Origin of the sequence: Bradyrhizobium sp. BLXBL-03 (genome assembly GCF_051853015.1) — a bacterium.
Classification (GTDB): domain Bacteria; phylum Pseudomonadota; class Alphaproteobacteria; order Rhizobiales; family Xanthobacteraceae; genus Bradyrhizobium; species Bradyrhizobium manausense.
In genome coordinates this window covers 6737930-6752981 of sequence record NZ_CP182470.1, presented here as the reverse complement: position 1 = coordinate 6752981, position 15052 = coordinate 6737930, and the positions used below count along the sequence as shown (strand labels likewise).

Annotated in this window: 15 protein-coding genes; 10 read left to right on the top strand and 5 right to left on the bottom strand. The window is 64.1% G+C overall.

From position 1 onward, the window contains the following. Positions 1-10: 10 nt before the first annotated feature. Positions 11-409: a helix-turn-helix domain-containing protein gene (locus ACNJX9_RS32285; protein ID WP_439410161.1), complete on the bottom strand. Its 399-nt coding sequence runs from the start codon at positions 407-409 to the stop codon at positions 11-13. Between the two features lie 72 nt (positions 410-481). Between ACNJX9_RS32285 and ACNJX9_RS32280 the strand changes: the two genes are divergently transcribed. After that, entirely contained in the window at positions 482-763 is a 282-nt protein-coding gene (locus tag ACNJX9_RS32280) for a hypothetical protein (protein WP_439406047.1), read from the top strand. Between the two features lie 389 nt (positions 764-1152). Here the strand turns inward: ACNJX9_RS32280 and ACNJX9_RS32275 are convergent, their stop codons facing one another. Continuing rightward, a complete protein-coding gene (locus ACNJX9_RS32275; protein WP_157083539.1) occupies positions 1153-1638 on the bottom strand; it encodes a hypothetical protein in 486 nt (161 codons plus the stop codon). A gap of 414 nt (positions 1639-2052) precedes the next feature. Here ACNJX9_RS32275 and ACNJX9_RS32270 point away from each other — a divergent pair, with 414 nt between their 5' ends. The 6 genes from ACNJX9_RS32270 to ACNJX9_RS32245 all read left to right on the top strand — a co-directional run bounded on the left by ACNJX9_RS32270 (position 2053) and on the right by ACNJX9_RS32245 (position 8609). Beyond that, positions 2053-2799, top strand: coding sequence for an IclR family transcriptional regulator (locus ACNJX9_RS32270; protein ID WP_439406046.1), 747 nt, complete (start codon positions 2053-2055; stop codon positions 2797-2799). 99 nt (positions 2800-2898) lie between these two features. Then, positions 2899-3822, top strand: coding sequence for an SMP-30/gluconolactonase/LRE family protein (locus ACNJX9_RS32265; protein WP_439406045.1), 924 nt, complete (start codon positions 2899-2901; stop codon positions 3820-3822). A 194-nt stretch (positions 3823-4016) separates the two neighbouring features. Next, entirely contained in the window at positions 4017-5381 is a 1365-nt protein-coding gene (locus tag ACNJX9_RS32260) for an MFS transporter (protein ID WP_439406043.1), read from the top strand. Between the two features lie 2 nt (positions 5382-5383). After that, positions 5384-6298 carry a DUF1932 domain-containing protein gene (locus ACNJX9_RS32255; RefSeq protein ID WP_439406041.1) on the top strand — a complete coding sequence of 305 codons (915 nt, stop codon included), beginning with the start codon at positions 5384-5386 and terminating at the stop codon, positions 6296-6298. A 32-nt stretch (positions 6299-6330) separates the two neighbouring features. After that, positions 6331-7653 (top strand): MFS transporter, encoded by a 1323-nt coding sequence (locus ACNJX9_RS32250; protein ID WP_439406039.1) that lies wholly within the window; start codon positions 6331-6333, stop codon positions 7651-7653. Continuing rightward, positions 7650-8609, top strand: coding sequence for an amidohydrolase family protein (locus tag ACNJX9_RS32245; protein WP_439406038.1), 960 nt, complete (start codon positions 7650-7652; stop codon positions 8607-8609). Before ACNJX9_RS32250 ends, ACNJX9_RS32245 begins: the two co-directional genes overlap by 4 nt. A 24-nt stretch (positions 8610-8633) precedes the next feature. Here ACNJX9_RS32245 and ACNJX9_RS32240 read toward each other — a convergent pair whose 3' ends face one another. The 3 genes from ACNJX9_RS32240 to ACNJX9_RS32230 form a co-directional block, all read right to left on the bottom strand. Then, positions 8634-9311 (bottom strand): RraA family protein, encoded by a 678-nt coding sequence (locus ACNJX9_RS32240; RefSeq protein ID WP_439406036.1) that lies wholly within the window; start codon positions 9309-9311, stop codon positions 8634-8636. Positions 9312-9372: 61 nt separating this feature from the next. Further along, the gene (locus ACNJX9_RS32235; RefSeq protein ID WP_439406034.1) at positions 9373-10224 is read right to left on the bottom strand and encodes an IclR family transcriptional regulator; all 852 of its coding nucleotides are present in this window, start codon (positions 10222-10224) and stop codon (positions 9373-9375) included. Continuing rightward, complete coding sequence (locus tag ACNJX9_RS32230; RefSeq protein WP_439406033.1) at positions 10221-10619, bottom strand: acyl-CoA thioesterase; 399 nt, start codon at positions 10617-10619, stop codon at positions 10221-10223. The genes ACNJX9_RS32235 and ACNJX9_RS32230 overlap by 4 nt, the downstream gene beginning before the upstream one ends. A gap of 171 nt (positions 10620-10790) precedes the next feature. On the opposite strand from ACNJX9_RS32230, the gene ACNJX9_RS32225 reads away from it, so the two are divergent. The 3 genes from ACNJX9_RS32225 (at position 10791) to ACNJX9_RS32215 (ending at position 15050) form a co-directional block, all read left to right on the top strand. Next, entirely contained in the window at positions 10791-11939 is a 1149-nt protein-coding gene (locus tag ACNJX9_RS32225; RefSeq protein WP_439406031.1) for an FAD-dependent monooxygenase, read from the top strand. A 20-nt stretch (positions 11940-11959) separates the two neighbouring features. Continuing rightward, complete coding sequence (locus ACNJX9_RS32220) at positions 11960-13609, top strand: benzoate-CoA ligase family protein (protein WP_439406029.1); 1650 nt, start codon at positions 11960-11962, stop codon at positions 13607-13609. Positions 13610-13679: 70 nt separating this feature from the next. Next, positions 13680-15050, top strand: a complete 1371-nt coding sequence (locus ACNJX9_RS32215) for an MFS transporter (protein WP_439406027.1) — start codon at positions 13680-13682, stop codon at positions 15048-15050. Positions 15051-15052 lie beyond the last annotated feature (2 nt).

Here is a 15052-nt window from a genome sequence, read left to right as displayed (position 1 = left end):
GCGGCGGAGGTCAGCTCTTTCTGATCATCCGCCAGCGACCGGGAGTGGTCCCCACCCTCGCCGAGAAAGCTCTCGTGAAGTGGCTTTGATCGGCGAAGCCGCATTTGATCGCAATGTCTATGAGCGGCAACGAGGAGCCGACGAGCAGGCGCTTGCTTTCCTCGATGCGCTGATCCATCAACCAGCGATGCGGCGGAGTGCCGGTGCTGATCTTGAAGGCCCGGGCAAAATGGGCCGTCGACAAGCCGCATTCGGTCGCGATGTCTGCCAGGGAAACCTCCCCGTCGAGATGAGCGCGTATCAGGTCCTTCGCGATGCGAAGCTGCCAGGGTGTCAATCCGCTGCGTTGCAGGCGATCGACGGGAAGAATGCTGGTGTAGGTGTGAAGGAAATGCGTGTTGAGCGCCATCGCAACAGAGCCAACGAACAGCTCGTTGGCCTCGTGCGGCCGCTCAAGCGCGGGCAACAGGCACTTGCCGAGATGCGCCACGACAGGATCGCGGATGTTCGTACCAGCCGCAATGTCGAACTGAACGTGCGCAGCCTCAAGCTCGCTCGCAAGACCACTCAACGCGCTGTGCGGCAGATACAGATAAAGAAAATCGAACGGATCCTGGAAGCGAACGATCGTCTCGCATCGCAGATCGTAGATGCTCGTCTCGTCCTTCGCGGCGCCCTTGCGGGCATGGCGTCCATCAACCCATGCCTCGGCCCTTTGACGTCGCAATCGCAGACACAGCGCGAACGCTGCATCGGGCGGTGACGGCAAGGTTGGATCGCTGGACGGCCCGAAATGGGTCATCCGCACCGCGGCGAACGTTCCCTTCTGGAGTGACTTGACGAGGCCCGTGCTGGGCTGCCGGATCATCGGGAATAATGTGGCGAGCCGCTCGCCATAGAGTCCGCAATCGTCCATGCTCTACGTTCGACGCTCCGCCGGCAACGACCCCCAGTCATTGCCGTCGGCGTATACTCCCTTTGCCCGCGCCATTGCGGGTCTTGATGTGCCGGATCGCTTTATCTCGGATTGGCGTTGGTTCGCAGTCAAGTTGCACGAAGGTATCTTATTCCCGTCGTCGTCTCGTGGAGAACCGATCCCGGGTGACACGGGCCGCAACGAAAGGCCGGATCTGAGCCGTCGACGATATGAAACTACTGGACCGGGGCAACGTCGACCGAGCAGCCCTCGCTGTTGCCGCCTATGCGCTCTTTCTTGACCGGTCTCAGGTCAGCAAATGCCTCTTCCAAAATCGTGGCCACCTCCAGCAGCGAAATCATCAGCCGGGGCGTTCGCCGAAGCTTTTCTTCGACGGCGGCCGCATGGAGATCGTTCGGCGTTCGCCCGCCGAGCAGTCGCCGCCGCCCAAAGGCGATCTTGTGGACGTTGCCGGAAGTATATCCGACCGACTCCCACGACTGTTTCGACTCCTGCAACAGCTCGTCCGCCATTCGCTGCATCACCTTGATGATGGCAATCATATCCCGCCTGGCACCGATGAGGCCGCCATGGCCGTCGCGCTCGATAGCGGAGGCCGCCACGGATTGGCTTTGCAAATCGGCGAGTTGGTCCAATAGCGTCGTGAATTGCGTCCGGGCAACGCCGGCGAGAGCCTCGAGCAAGGACAGATTGCTCTGCATCGACGCGGTTGCGACCTCCGGCTTGATCAGTGTGAAATACATCAAAGGCCCCAGAGACAACAAAGCAAACAGCTAAGGTGCGATTCTAGGAGGCTTCAATCGAGGGTGCTTGAACGTCTTGAGCCACGATTGATCAATGCAAGCCTCAAGAGCGAATTCGGGAACAATAGGCAACAAGGTCCCGCGCGAGCACGCGGTGCGTGAATATCTGTTCATCTTCCAGCGGCACGACGCCCTGTTTGAGCCGAGCGACTTCACCTGCTTTCCCGCAACCACCAAGGCCGTGCTCGCGCCATCAGCCAGGGCGTGTGCGACATTCGCTCGGAGCGGAGCTCAACGCCAGGGGGCACGATGGCGTAGCCCCTTCTCCTCGTGGTCGGAATGCCTTAGGACGGGACGAGGACGAGGGGTGAGATGGCAAAGCAGACCGTGAAGAAGCCGCCCGCACTCAAGGGCGTATCGGCGGCCGAACGGGCACTCGCGGTATTGACCGCGTTCCGCCGCGGAGACGGCGCCCTGAGCCTGGCCGAGCTCGCGGAGCGCACCGGCCTCGTCAAGAGCACGATCCTGCGGCTGGCCTTGTCGCTGCAGCAATACCGGCTGCTCGCGCGCCTGCCTGACGGCTCGTACCGGCTCGATGCGGAGACCTTGCGCCTCGGCACGGCCTATCAGCAGGCGTTTCGTCTGGCCGACCACGTCATGCCCGTGCTCGAGCAGCTCGCGGCAAAAACCGGCGAGACCACGTCCTTCTATGTCCGCAATGGCGAGGAGAGGCTATGTCTGTTCCGGGTGGAGAGCAGCAATCGTATCCGGATGACCGTGCAGCCGGGCGATACGCGCCCGCTGGACAAGTCTGCCATCGCGCAAACGCTGCAACGATATGAGGCCGGGCCGCCCGGGCCGGACGATGAGTTGCCGCTGTTCACCTCCGGCGTGACGGATCCCCATGCGGCCGCTCTTGCCATGCCCGTCTTCGGTATCGGCGATTCCCTGGTCGGGGCGCTGGCGGTCTCGGGGCCGGTCAGCCGGCTCACGACAGCGCGGGCGGAGCAGATCAAGCCGGCGCTGGTCGAGGCCGCAACCAAGCTGACCCTGGCCTGCGGCGGAACGCCGTCCTCCGGCACGGCGAGAAGCGGACGCCGGCGAGCCGGTTCGGCTTAAAACGAAACGCAGTTTCGTTTCAGCTTGCGACGTTGGCTTCGGCGGGCGACAATCCTGTCGAACTCTATGTTCTGCCAAGCGCGTCACAAAGGCCAGCCCATGACATTCTTCAGCCCGCCGCGCCGGATCGAGACCAGCATCTTCACGCGACTGCCGGATCATCTTCGCAAACCGCGCCGCACCGCCTGGGCCGATGCCAATCAGGGCGGACGCGAGATCGACTCCTTCCTCGAAGGGCCGTCCTTCGATCGGCAGGGGCGGCTCTACGTCACCGACATTCCCCATGGCCGCATCTTTCGCGTCAGCGCTGACGGGGAGTGGGAGCTGGTGTCCGAATATGATGGCTGGCCGAACGGCCTGAAGATCCACCGCGACGGCCGCGTGTTCATCACCGATTACAAGCGCGGGATCATGCTGCTCGATCCCGCCAGCGGCAACGTCACGCCGTTCCTGGAGACGGCGGCGAGCGAGAGCTTCAAGGGCGTGAACGATCTCGTCTTCGCATCCTCAGGCAATCTCTATTTTACCGACCAGGGTCAGACCGGCATGCATGATCCGACGGGCCGGGTCTGGAAGCTCACGCCGGATGGCCGGCTCACCTGCCTCATCAACACGATCCCGAGCCCGAACGGCATCGTCGTCGATCCCGAGGAAAGCTTTCTGCTGGTCGCGGTGACGCGCGCCAACCAGATCTGGCGCGTGCCGCTGCCGGCGAGCGGCCTGACCACCAAGGTCGGCATCTTCTCGCATCTGCACGGCGGCCCGGGTGGTCCCGATGGACTGGCGCTGGATGACGGCGGCAACCTTCTGGTCTGCCACACCGGCTTCGGCTCGGTCTGGCGGTTGTCGCCGCTGGCCGAACCGCTCGACCGCATCGTCTCCTGCGCGGGCGTCGGGACGACCAATCTTGCCTTTGGTGGCCCAGAGCGAAAGAGCCTCTTCATCACCGAGAGCCGTACTGGAACGATCCTGCGTGCCGAGCTCGAAACGCCGGGCCTGGCGATGTTCTCGCACGCCGATTGACGGCGGGAACCGCCGCCGTAACCAACGGCCACCGCTTCACTTTCTCCTGGGCACACCCTCGTCCGGCGGACACGGGCGCCGCTTTGGCTTTTCACAAAATGAAACGCCGTTGCAAAAAAAATTGCAACGGCGTTCTGTTTTTGCTAAGGCGCTTGCCATGGCCGGGACAACACCGGCGCCCCGGGAGGGAACCCATGGCAAGCGTCGCTGCCGCTTCAGTCCAACAGGGCTACACAGCCGAGGAGGAGAAGATCCTCGCGAAGGTGCTGTGGCGGATCGTGCCCTTTCTGCTGCTCTGCTACATCGTCGCCTATCTCGACCGGGTCAATGTCGGCATCGCCAGCCTGACGATGAACGGCGACCTCGGCATCTCGCCGTCCGCATTCGGCTGGAGCGCCGGACTGTTCTTCTTCGGCTATTTCCTGGCGGAAGTGCCGAGCAACCTGGCCTTGCAGGCCGTCGGCGCCCGCAAATGGATCGCCCGCATCCTGATCACATGGGGCCTGATCTCGGCGGCAACGGCGTTCGTGGTCGGCCCCGTCAGCTTCGGCGTGATGCGCTTCCTGCTCGGCCTTGGCGAGGCCGGCTTCACGCCCGGCGTGTTCCTCTATTTCACCTATTGGTTTCCGGCCCGCATCCGCGGCACGGCGACGGCGGCATTTCTGCTCGGCATCCCGATCGCGAACATCATCGGCGCGCCGATCTCGAGTTCGCTGCTCACCCTCGATGGCCTCGGTGGCCTGCATGGCTGGCAGTGGCTTTTGATCCTCGAGGGCCTGCCGGCGACCGTCCTGGGAATCGTGTGCTTCTTCACGCTCACGGACAAGCCAGAGCAGGCCAAGTGGTTGAGCCCTGACGAGCGGCGTTGGCTCGCCGAGGTGCTGGCAGCAGAGCGCGAGGCCATTGCCACAAAACATCCCTCGCGACTCAGGGACGCCTTCATCAATTGGCGCGTCCTCGCCTGCGCGGCCGTCAATTTCTGCGCCATTATCGGCTCGGTCGGTCTCGGGCTGTGGATGCCGCAGATCATCAAGGGGCTCGGCTTCGGCGTCGTCGCCGTCGGCTTCATCGCCGCCATTCCCTATATCTGCGGCGCCATCACCATGATGCTGTGGGCGCGACTGTCGGACAAAGGCGGCGAGCGCAGCTGGTTCGTGGCATCAGGGCTGCTCGTCGGCGCGGCCTCGCTGATCGTCTGCGGCTACGCGACGTCCTCCGCGCCGGTTTCGATCGTCGCGCTCTGCGGCGCCGTGATCGGCATCATGTGCTACCAGTCGACGTTCTGGCCGATCCCGTCGAGCTTCCTCACCGGCAGCGCCGCCGCCGCTGGCCTCGCGATCATCGTCTCGATCGGCAATCTCGGTGGCTTCGTCGGTCCTTATCTCATCGGCGTGATCAAGCAGTCGACCGGCAGCTTCTCCTGGGCCCTGATCTCGGTGGCCGCGTTTCTCGGCCTTGCCGCCATCCTGATCCGTCTGGTCGGTGCCAGTCTGCAGCGACAGGCCGGAACGGCTGACGGCCGCACCGGCCGCATCGCATCCCTCTCGAAAGGAATTTGAAAATGAGCGAACGAAAGCAGTTCCGTCTCGGTCTGGTCGGTTATGGCGAGATCGGCAGCACGCTGGGCAAAGGGCTGCGCGAGGCCGGCCTGCAGCAGATCTTCTGCTACGACAAATATGCCTTCGACGGTCCGTATGCCGATCTGATCCAGAGCCGCGCCAGGGCCGCGGGCGTGACACTGGTCAGGTCCAATCGGGAATTGGCCGATGCGGCGGAGCTGATCTTCAGCGTCACGCCGGGCTCGAGGTCGCTCGAAAGCGCTGATGCCTTCGCGCCTGTTCTCGACGGCCGCCACACCTTTCTCGACTTCGCCTCGGCCACACCGAAGGTGAAATACGGCGTCGTCGAGCGGCTCGCCGGCACCGGCGCCACGCTCGGTGACGGCTCCATCATGGGCACGCCCAAGCACGGCTATGCGATGCACATGATGTCGAGCGGTCCTGCGGGGCAGCGCGTGGTCGACCTGCTGGTGCCCTGGGGCATGAGCATCGAATTCGTCGGCGAGAAACTCGGCACGGCCTCCGGCATCAAGATCCTGCGCTCCGTCCTGATCAAGGGCATCGAGGCGCTGATCGACGAGACGCTGCTGGCGGCCCGATCCTACGGCCTCGATGAGACGGTACTGGCCTCGGCCTCGAAGACGCTGACGCGTCCGTTCATGGACACGGTCGAGAGCCTGACGCCGTCAGGCGTCATCCATGCCAAGCGGCGTACCGAAGAGGTCGAGATGGCGGCCGAGGCGGTCGAAGATGCCGGCATCGAGCCGTTGATGGCGCGCGCGACCGCGGCGCGGCTGCGCTGGAAGGACAGCCTCGGCCTGAAGGAGCATTTCAGGGGCGTCGTTCCCGAGAATTACAGGATCGCCATCGATGCGATCGCGACCAGGATGCAGGCCAGCGCAAAAGCAGCCGAATAAACCAACAACAAAAAGCAAAAAGGGAGAGAAACGTGACGGCTGCTCGAACGGACATCGACCCGATAGAGAAGGCGACGATGCGCAGGGTGATCCTGCGCCTCGTGCCGTTCCTGATGGTCTGCTACTTCTTCGCACTGCTCGATCGCGTCAATGTCGGCTTTGCGGCGTTGCAGATGAACAAGGATCTCGGCCTCACGCCGGCGATGTTCGGCTTTGGCGCCAGCCTGTTCTTCGTCTCCTACTTCCTGGTGGAAGTCCCCAGCAACCTGGCGCTGCAGAAAGTCGGCGCGCGGCGCTGGATCGCGCGGATCATGATCACCTGGGGCCTGGTGACGGCGTGCATGGCGCTCGTCGTGGGGCCGTATTCGCTGTACGCGATGCGCTTCATCCTGGGCGCGGCGGAGGCCGGCTTCTTTCCCGGCGCGATCCTTTATCTGACCTACTGGCTGCCATCCGAATATCGCGCGCGCATCCTGGCGACCTTCACGGTCTCGATCCCGCTCGCGACCTTCCTGGGGTCGCCGCTATCCGTCGGCCTGCTCGAGCTTGACGGCGTGCTTGGCTTGCGCGGCTGGCAGTGGCTGTTCATCCTGGAGGGGTTGCCGACCGTTTTGCTCGGGCTCGCCTGCCTGTTCGTCCTGACCGACAGGCCCGAAGGCGCGGCCTGGCTGACCAATGAGCAGCGCGATTGGTTGACGGCCCGCATGGCGGTGGATGCAGCCGCGCGCAAGCCGGTCGGTCATCTCTCGCTCTGGCAGCTTGCGACCAATAAATATTTCCTGGTCATGGCCCTGGTCTGCTCCGGCGCGTCCGCCACCGGCAGCGTGCTGTCGGTCTGGCAACCGCAGCTGCTGAAATCGTTCGGCCTGTCGAATCTGCAAACCGGCTTCGTCAATGCGATCCCCTACGGCATCGCGACCGTGCTCATGGTGCTGTGGGGACGGCATTCGGACAGCACCGCCGAACGGCGCTGGCACACGGCCATTCCGCTACTGTTCGCCGCCGGCGGCTTCACGGCATTGAGCCTGACCGGAACGGCAGTCGCGCCGACCATCGTCATGGTGACGTTCTGCCTGGTCGGCGCCTATGCCTTCAAGGGGCCGTTCTGGGCGCTGTCGGCGAGCTGGCTTTCGACCGGCACGCTCGCGGCCGGCCTCGCCGGCATCAACGCGATCTCCAATCTGATCGGCGGCGGCCTGATGGTGAACGTCGTTGGCGTCGTCAAGGAGCGGACGGGCAGCTTCGTGCTCGGGATGCTGCCGCTTGCGCTGCTGTGCGCCGTGGCGGCGACCTTGGTCCTCGTGCTCGGCCGCAAGGTCGCGCGCGCGGCCGACATGGTGGCGGTGAAATCATGAGCGAGCCCGGCAAGTCATCCCAGCACGCCATCACCCGGCGCGGCGTTCTTGCAAGCATGCTGGCTGTGAGCACGGGCGCCTGGGCCGGCGGGGTCGAGCAGGCGGTGCCCAACAGCACGGGGTCGGCGCCGCCGCGCTTGAACGCGGTTGCGGATGCGTGCGATTGCCATCACCATATCTACGACGGACGGTTTCCCGTTTCGCCGCATTGGCACCAGGGCTTTCCGTCAGGTGCGACCGTCGCCGATTATCGAAATCTCCGGCGCCGGCTCGGCACCACCAGGAGTGTGGTGGTGCAGCCGTCGACCTACGGGGTCGACAACCGGTGTCTCGCGGACGCGCTGGGCCAGCTCGGCTCATCGTCACGCGGCGTTGCCGTCGTCCATACCGATGTCGAGGAAGCAGAGCTGCGCGCGCTGGCCGAGGCCGGCGTCCGCGCCATCCGCGTCAATTTCGTCTCTCCGCAGAGCTGGGGCACGACAACGCCGCAGATGCTTGCCGCGCTTGCCAGACGAGTCGCCCCGCTGGGCTGGCACGTGCAGATCCTGATGACCGGCGATCAGATCGTCACGCATGAGAAAGTCATCCGGTCGCTCCCCACCAAGGTGGTGATCGACCATCTCGGGCGTATTCCCCAGCCCGATGGCCTCAAGCATCCGGCGTTCGCCGCTGTCCGCCGCATGCTCGATGAGGGCCGCACCTGGGTGAAGGTCACCGAGCCCTACGAAGACAGCAAGCTCGGTCCGCCCTATGCCGATTCCAGCCAGGTGGCGCGTGCCTACGTGCAGGCCGCGCCGGAGCGCATCCTGTGGGGCACGGACTGGCCGCATCCGACCCAGCGCGGCACCAAGCCTGACGATTCTTTGTTGCTCGATCTTCTCGCCGACTGGGCCCCGGACGAAAAGACGCGCCGGCGCATCCTGGTCGACAATCCCGCCGAGCTGTTCGGCTTCTAATCCAGCCGCTGAAGCGAAAGCATCTCAGTCGATGCCTTCGCACATCAGCTCGCGCAATTGCTTGTCCACCCAGGAGGCGTCGTGGGTGCCGGCCTCGATATTGGCCATCTGCTTCTGCTCGGCCTCGAATTTCGCCGTGGCCGCCTTGAACACCGCTTCGGTCTGATCGAACGGCACGCAGAGCAGGCCGTCATCGTCGCCGATGATGAGGTCGCCGGGCTCGATCACCATGCCGTCGATCGCGATCGCAACGTTGATTTCGCCGGGGCCGTTCTTGTAGGGGCCGCGATGCGTCACGCCGGCCGCGAAAACCGGAAATGTCTGGCCGCGGATGAAGCCGGCATCGCGGATCGCGCCGTTGATGACGAGGCCGGCCACACCGCGCTTGACCATCTGCATCAACATCATCTCGCCGGTAATGGCATTGGTGAGGTCCCCGCCGGCATCGACGACGATGACGTCGCCGGGCTCGGCCAGTGCGATCGCCTTGTGCACCATGAGATTGTCGCCGGGCGCCGTCTTGACCGTCTGCGCGGGACCCGAAAGCCCGCCGCTCCTGTGCATCGGACGAAGCCGCGCACCGCCGGCCGTCAGGCGCGACATGCTGTCGCTGACATTGGCGACCGGTAGCTGCGCGAAACGCGCGACGACCTCAGTGCCGACCTTCCTGGTGCGCTTCAAAATTCTGAATCCGACGGGCATGAATGGTTCTCCAATTGGTCGGAAAATTTATAGAACGTCGTTTCATTATTCGCAATGCGCGTCATCGATCGCCTGGCACGCCGCGCGAATGCGCGAGTTGGGCCGGTGGAACGATCGAATGACGGGCGGCAAAATCGATCAGGGCGCCGCGGGCGGGACTGTCCGGCTGCAGCAAGCCCCTGTGCGTGCCGAACAAGGTCACGGCCACTTCGATCTCGCCTTGCCAGTTCGTGATCGCGGACGAGATCGCGACCAGGCCCGGAATGTAGCGTCCGTCGACATAGGCAATGCGTTCGCGCCGGATCTTCATCGCCACGGCCTCGACACTTGCCATGTCGGGATTGAGATCCGGCCAGCTGACGCCGACCGAAGCGGCACGTTCGAGTTCGCTTTGCAGCCGCACGGCCAGTTGCGGGGGCGGCAGATAAGAGAGGAAGACGCGTCCGGTCGCGGAATCGAGCAACGGAAAGGTGCTGCCCAGACCAATCGACGTGGTCGTCAGATGAGGGCCTCGCTCCAGTCTGACCACGGTCGGGCCGTTGTGACTCCAGACAGCGAGCAGCGCGGCATGCCCTGTCGTCGCGGCCAATTCCTCGAGTTCATCGGAGGCGCGGACAACGAAATTGTTCCGGCTGATGGCCGCGACCCCCAGTTCGGCGGCTTCGCGGCCGAGGTCATAACGGCCGGACCGCTCCTTCTGCACGGCAAGGCCGGCATGAATGAAGCTCGCCAGATAGCGATGCACCTTGCTCGGCGGCATGCCGGCTTCCCTTGCGATATCCGATAGCGTCGCCGGCCCATCGAAGGACCTGAGGACTCGCAGGACCGAAAGTGCGGCGTCGAGAGCCTGGATACCGCCGGGGGCCGTCCCGCCGCTCTCGTCGTCAGTCTCTTTCGCCCGCGTCCGTTTCATCTCAACATGTCCTTGAACTCCTGCGGCACGCTTGCACCGCGGAGTTCGCCCGTATCAGTGACAGCGGCCCAGGCGCGCTGTTCGAAGCCGCTCGCAATCTGCACGTTTCTGACCGACAGCTTGTAGTCGATTCGAAACCGCCGCTCTTGCCACTCGGCCACCTCTGCCCGGATCGTCAGTTCATCGTCGTAGCGGGCTGGCCCCATGAACTGGGCCCCGACCTTGACCAGCGGTGTGACGCTGCCAAAGCGCCGCTTGAGCTCCCGCTGACTCAATCCATGGCTGCGCAGCCAGCGCTGCCAGGTGCAGTCAAACCAGTAGAAGTAGTTGGGATAAAAGACGATTCCGGCTTCGTCGCAATCGCCCCATTCGATCGTGAAAGCTGTCTCGAACATCCAAGAACCCTCCCGGCAAGCACGTCGGCGCGGAGCCTAATGCGTCGCCTCTATTCCTCATAAGAAAAATGATTCCTCATGGCGGAAGAAAGATATTGCACAAAAGGAAATCTATTGCATAATACGCAAACAAAAGCGGGCAGACAAACGCAAACACAGGGAAGGGAAGTCATGCCGCTCAGTCGCATTGCGGTGATGGGAGGAGGGCCTGCGGGCCTGTATTTCGCTGCCCTCTGGAAGCGTCGGCATCCCGAGGACCATGTCGATGTCTTCGAGCAGAATCCGGAAGGCGCCACCTGGGGATTTGGCGTCGTCTTTTCCGACAAGGCGCTCGACTTCCTTCGCGCCGATGATCCTGAGACGGCCGAGGCCGTTTCGGCCCGCATGGAGACGTGGCGCGACATCACGCTCGTCCATCGCGGCGAGCGCGTCGTGCTCGACGGTGTCGGTTTCTCCGCGGTCGGGCGGCTCGATTTCATCACGCAATTGACCGAGCGCGCGCGGTCCGCCGGCGCAAATCTGCACTTCGGCAAGCTCGTGCGTTCCGTCGACGAACTCGCGGGATACGATCTGATCGTCGCCGCCGATGGCGTCAACTCGCTGGTGCGACGCAGCTACGAAGGCGACTTCAACACGTCGCTTTCCTATGACGACAACAAGTTCGCCTGGTACGGCACCACCAAGCGCTTCGAAACGCTGACCCAGACCTTCGTCGAAACCGAGTTCGGCTGTTTCAACGCCCATCACTATCGCTATTCGCCGACGATGAGCACCTTCATCGTGGAGTGCGATCGTGCAACCTGGCTCCGCGCCGGCTTTGCCGAGAAGACCGAGGAAGAGAGCAGGGCGCTTTGCCAAAAGGTGTTCGCCGACACGCTCGAAGGGCATCCTCTCGTCGGCAACAAGTCGCTCTGGCGCAATTTTCCCTGGCTGTGGAACGACCGCTGGTCACACCGCAACATGGTGCTCGTCGGCGACGCGCTCCACACTGCGCATTTCTCGATCGGATCGGGCACGCGCCTCGCCCTCGAGGACGTCATCGCCCTCGTCAACGCGCTGGATGGCGAACCGAGCAACCTCCGCCATGCGCTGGAGCATTACGAAGCCACGCGCCGCCCGGTGGTGGAGAAGCTGGTCAAGGCCGCAAGGACCAGCGCGGCCTGGTACCAGCGCTTTGCCGAACACATGAAGCTGGCTCCGCTGGATTTCGGCTACAGCTACATCACCCGTTCCGGCCGGATCGACGACAGCCAGCTCCGCGCGATGTCGCCGCGCTTCATGGCGCGTTACGACGCCGGTTCATTGGTCCCTAGCACGTAGCGATGATGAGGAGCGCTGCCATGACGGACGGAATCGACCAAACGCTCTCGAATGCGATCGTGGACCACGTGCCTGATGATGCGCCCTGCGCGCAGGAGATCGGCTTCGATATGCCAGACCGCTACAACGCCAGCGAAATCCTGTTCGGCAATCTCGGCGCCGGCCGCGCCGACAAGGTCGCGATCTACACCGCGGCCGGCAACACCAGCTATGGCGAGTTGTGTGCCAGGGCCGCCCAATGCGGCAACGCGCTTCGCTCGCTCGGGCTTCGCCGCGGTGACCGCGTGCTGCTCCTGCTGAACGACACGGCGTCCTATCCCGCAATGTTCTTCGGCGCGGTCCGTGCCGGCTTCGTGCCGATGCTGATCAACACGTTGTCGCCCAAGGACCTCATCGGCTTCTACCTGCAGGATTCGGCCGCGCCGGTCGCGGTCGTCGACGCCGAATATGCCGCCCTGTTCGACCGGGAGACGGTCGCAGGAACGCAGCTGCATACGTTGGTGATGCTCAACGGCGAGGTCGCGGTCGAGTCCCCGGTCAAGGTTCTGGGTGGTGACCAATGGTTCGCCCAGTTTCCCTGCGAGCTGGATGCTGCGCCGACCTCCCGCGACGACATGGCGTTCTGGATGTACTCCTCGGGCAGCACCGGCCGGCCGAAGGGCATCGTGCATCTGCAGCACGACATGGCGTACACGGCCGACAGCTTCGGCCGTCACATCCTGGGAATCGAGGAGAGCGACATTTGCTTCTCGGTGCCGAAGATCTTCTTCGCCTACGGCTTCGGCAATTCCATCACGTTCCCGTTCTCGGTCGGCGCCAGCACGATCCTGCTGGCCGGGCGGCCCGAGCCTGGCGCCGTCCTGGATCTGATCGAGCGGTTCAAGCCGACGCTCTTCTTCGGCCTGCCGACGCTCTACAATGCGCTGCTGCATCATCCGCGCATCGAAACTGCCGATCTGTCGAGCGTGCGCCTCAGCCTGTCGGCCGCCGAAGTGCTGTCGCAGGACATCTTCAACGACTGGAAGCGACGCTTCGGTCTCGAGATCGTCGAAGGGCTCGGATCGACCGAAGTGCTGCACATCTATCTGTCGAACACGCGCGAGCGGAGGAAGACCGGGACCGCGGGCAAGCGCGTTCCCGGCTATGAGCTCAGGCTGACCACGCCCGAAGGGCAGCCCGTCGCGCAAGGCGAAGAAGGCGTGATGTGGGTCCGCGGTCACTCCAACGCGCCGTGCTACTGGAACAGGCCCGACAAGACCGCGCAGACCATGCGCGAGGCGGGATGGATCTGGACCGGCGACAGGCTCGTCGAGGATGCCGACGGCTTCTTCACCTTCGTCGGCCGGGTCGACGATCTCATCAAGGTGAGCGGCCAGTGGATCTACCCGGTCGAGATCGAGCTCTGCCTGTCGGATCATCCCGCGGTCCGGGAATGCGCGGTCCTGGGCCTCGAGCTTCCCGACCGCCGCATGACCACGAAAGCGTTCGTGATCCTTCGGGACGGTCATGCGGCGAGCGAGACGTTGACGCGGGAGCTGCAGGATCACGTCAAGTCGAAGCTGCTTCCCTACAAATATCCGCGCCTGATCGAATACCGGTCCGAACTGCCGAAGACCGGAACGGGCAAGATCGACCGGCAGAAGCTGCGCAGCGCCCCGCTGGTGACCTGAACAAGCAGCCTCCTTGTCTCAAGTCTCCTGAAAGTCACAGCCTACAAACCCACGCTCACTGGAGTTCGTGATGTCCGCTGCTGAAGATGTAGACGTTACCGAGGTCATCGAAGAGGCGCGGTTCGGACGCCTCCAGCTTCTGATCCTGGTTCTTTGCGCATGGATCGCGCTGCTCGACGGTTTCGACACGCAGGCGATCGCCTATATCGCACCTGTGATCGCCGAGAAATGGGGGATCGCCATGGCCGGCTTCGGTCCGATCTTCGGCGCCGGCCTCGCTGGACTCGCCGTCGGTGCATTCGTCCTCAGCCCGGCGGCCGACCGGTTCGGCCGCAGGAGCGTGATCCTGCTGTCCGTGCTGCTGTTCGGGATGTTCGCACTCGTCACGGCGCGTGCGACCACGCTGAACGAGCTCTTGGTCTACCGTTTCCTGACCGGCCTTGGCCTCGGCGGCGCCATGCCCAACATCGTCGCTCTGACCAGCGAATACGCGCCGAAGCGGATGCGCGCGCTGCTCATCGCCATCATGTTCTGCGGCTTTCCGCTGGGCTCGACCATCGGCGGCCTGATCAGCGCGCCTCTGATCGGAGCGTTCGGCTGGCAGGCGGTCTTCGTTGTCGGCGGCGTGCTTCCGCTTCTCACCCTGATGGTGCTGTTCGCCTGGCTGCCCGAGTCGATCCGCTATCTCCTGACGCGCGAGGTCGCAGATGTCAGGATCGCGAAATTGCTCGCAAGGCTTGATCCAGGCATCCGCGCGACCGCGGCGAGCCGCTACGTCGTGCATGGTTCGCAACGATCGGGCTTCCAAGGATCTGGCTTCCCCGTGACGAAGCTCCTCGCCGAAGGCCGCGCATCGATGACGGTCCTGCTCTGGATCGCGTTCTTCATGAACCTGCTCGTCATGTACTTCCTCGTGAACTGGATGCCTTCGCTGCTCAAGGCGAGCGGGCTGCCTCTCAACATCGCGATCCTCTCGACGGCGGTGCTGAATGCCGGGGGCGTCGTCGGCGCGATCGTCCTCGGCCGCTTCGTCGACCGGCTCGACCCCTATCTGGTGCTCGGCGGCGCCTATCTGGCTTCGGCCCTCTTCATCGCGGGGATTGCCTTCGGATCGGCCAGTGTCGGGACGTTGATGATCTCGACCTTCCTCGCCGGCTTCGGCGTGGTCGGCGCGCAGATCGGCATGAACGCGCTGGCCGCCGGCCTTTATCCGACCGAGATCCGCTCCACCGGCGTGGGCTGGGCGCTGGGTGTCGGCCGCATCGGCTCGATCATCGGCCCGGTCGCGGGCGGCGTGCTGCTCGGCTTCGGATGGGACGCGCAGTCCGTCGTCCTGACCGCGGCGGTGCCGGCGGTGCTGGCGGGCCTTGCGGTGATCGCCCTGCGCCGGCGCGAGCCGTCACTCAAGCTCGTGCCGTCGGCGGCGACACTCCATCACTAACA

What these genes read in the sequence shown, in the direction of transcription:
- ACNJX9_RS32215 (WP_439406027.1), top strand. Translation starts at nt 13,680, where the DNA reads ATGTCCGCTGCTGAAGATGTAGACGTTACCGAGGTCATCGAAGAGGCG.
- ACNJX9_RS32235 (WP_439406034.1), bottom strand. Translation starts at nt 10,224, where the DNA reads ATGAAACGGACGCGGGCGAAAGAGACTGACGACGAGAGCGGCGGGACG.
- ACNJX9_RS32255 (WP_439406041.1), top strand. Translation starts at nt 5,384, where the DNA reads ATGAGCGAACGAAAGCAGTTCCGTCTCGGTCTGGTCGGTTATGGCGAG.
- ACNJX9_RS32275 (WP_157083539.1), bottom strand. Translation starts at nt 1,638, where the DNA reads ATGCAGAGCAATCTGTCCTTGCTCGAGGCTCTCGCCGGCGTTGCCCGG.
- ACNJX9_RS32280 (WP_439406047.1), top strand. Translation starts at nt 482, where the DNA reads ATGCGCCACGACAGGATCGCGGATGTTCGTACCAGCCGCAATGTCGAA.
- ACNJX9_RS32285 (WP_439410161.1), bottom strand. Translation starts at nt 409, where the DNA reads ATGGCGCTCAACACGCATTTCCTTCACACCTACACCAGCATTCTTCCC.
- ACNJX9_RS32270 (WP_439406046.1), top strand. Translation starts at nt 2,053, where the DNA reads ATGGCAAAGCAGACCGTGAAGAAGCCGCCCGCACTCAAGGGCGTATCG.
- ACNJX9_RS32220 (WP_439406029.1), top strand. Translation starts at nt 11,960, where the DNA reads ATGACGGACGGAATCGACCAAACGCTCTCGAATGCGATCGTGGACCAC.
- ACNJX9_RS32260 (WP_439406043.1), top strand. Translation starts at nt 4,017, where the DNA reads ATGGCAAGCGTCGCTGCCGCTTCAGTCCAACAGGGCTACACAGCCGAG.
- ACNJX9_RS32245 (WP_439406038.1), top strand. Translation starts at nt 7,650, where the DNA reads ATGAGCGAGCCCGGCAAGTCATCCCAGCACGCCATCACCCGGCGCGGC.
- ACNJX9_RS32265 (WP_439406045.1), top strand. Translation starts at nt 2,899, where the DNA reads ATGACATTCTTCAGCCCGCCGCGCCGGATCGAGACCAGCATCTTCACG.
- ACNJX9_RS32230 (WP_439406033.1), bottom strand. Translation starts at nt 10,619, where the DNA reads ATGTTCGAGACAGCTTTCACGATCGAATGGGGCGATTGCGACGAAGCC.
- ACNJX9_RS32225 (WP_439406031.1), top strand. Translation starts at nt 10,791, where the DNA reads ATGCCGCTCAGTCGCATTGCGGTGATGGGAGGAGGGCCTGCGGGCCTG.
- ACNJX9_RS32240 (WP_439406036.1), bottom strand. Translation starts at nt 9,311, where the DNA reads ATGCCCGTCGGATTCAGAATTTTGAAGCGCACCAGGAAGGTCGGCACT.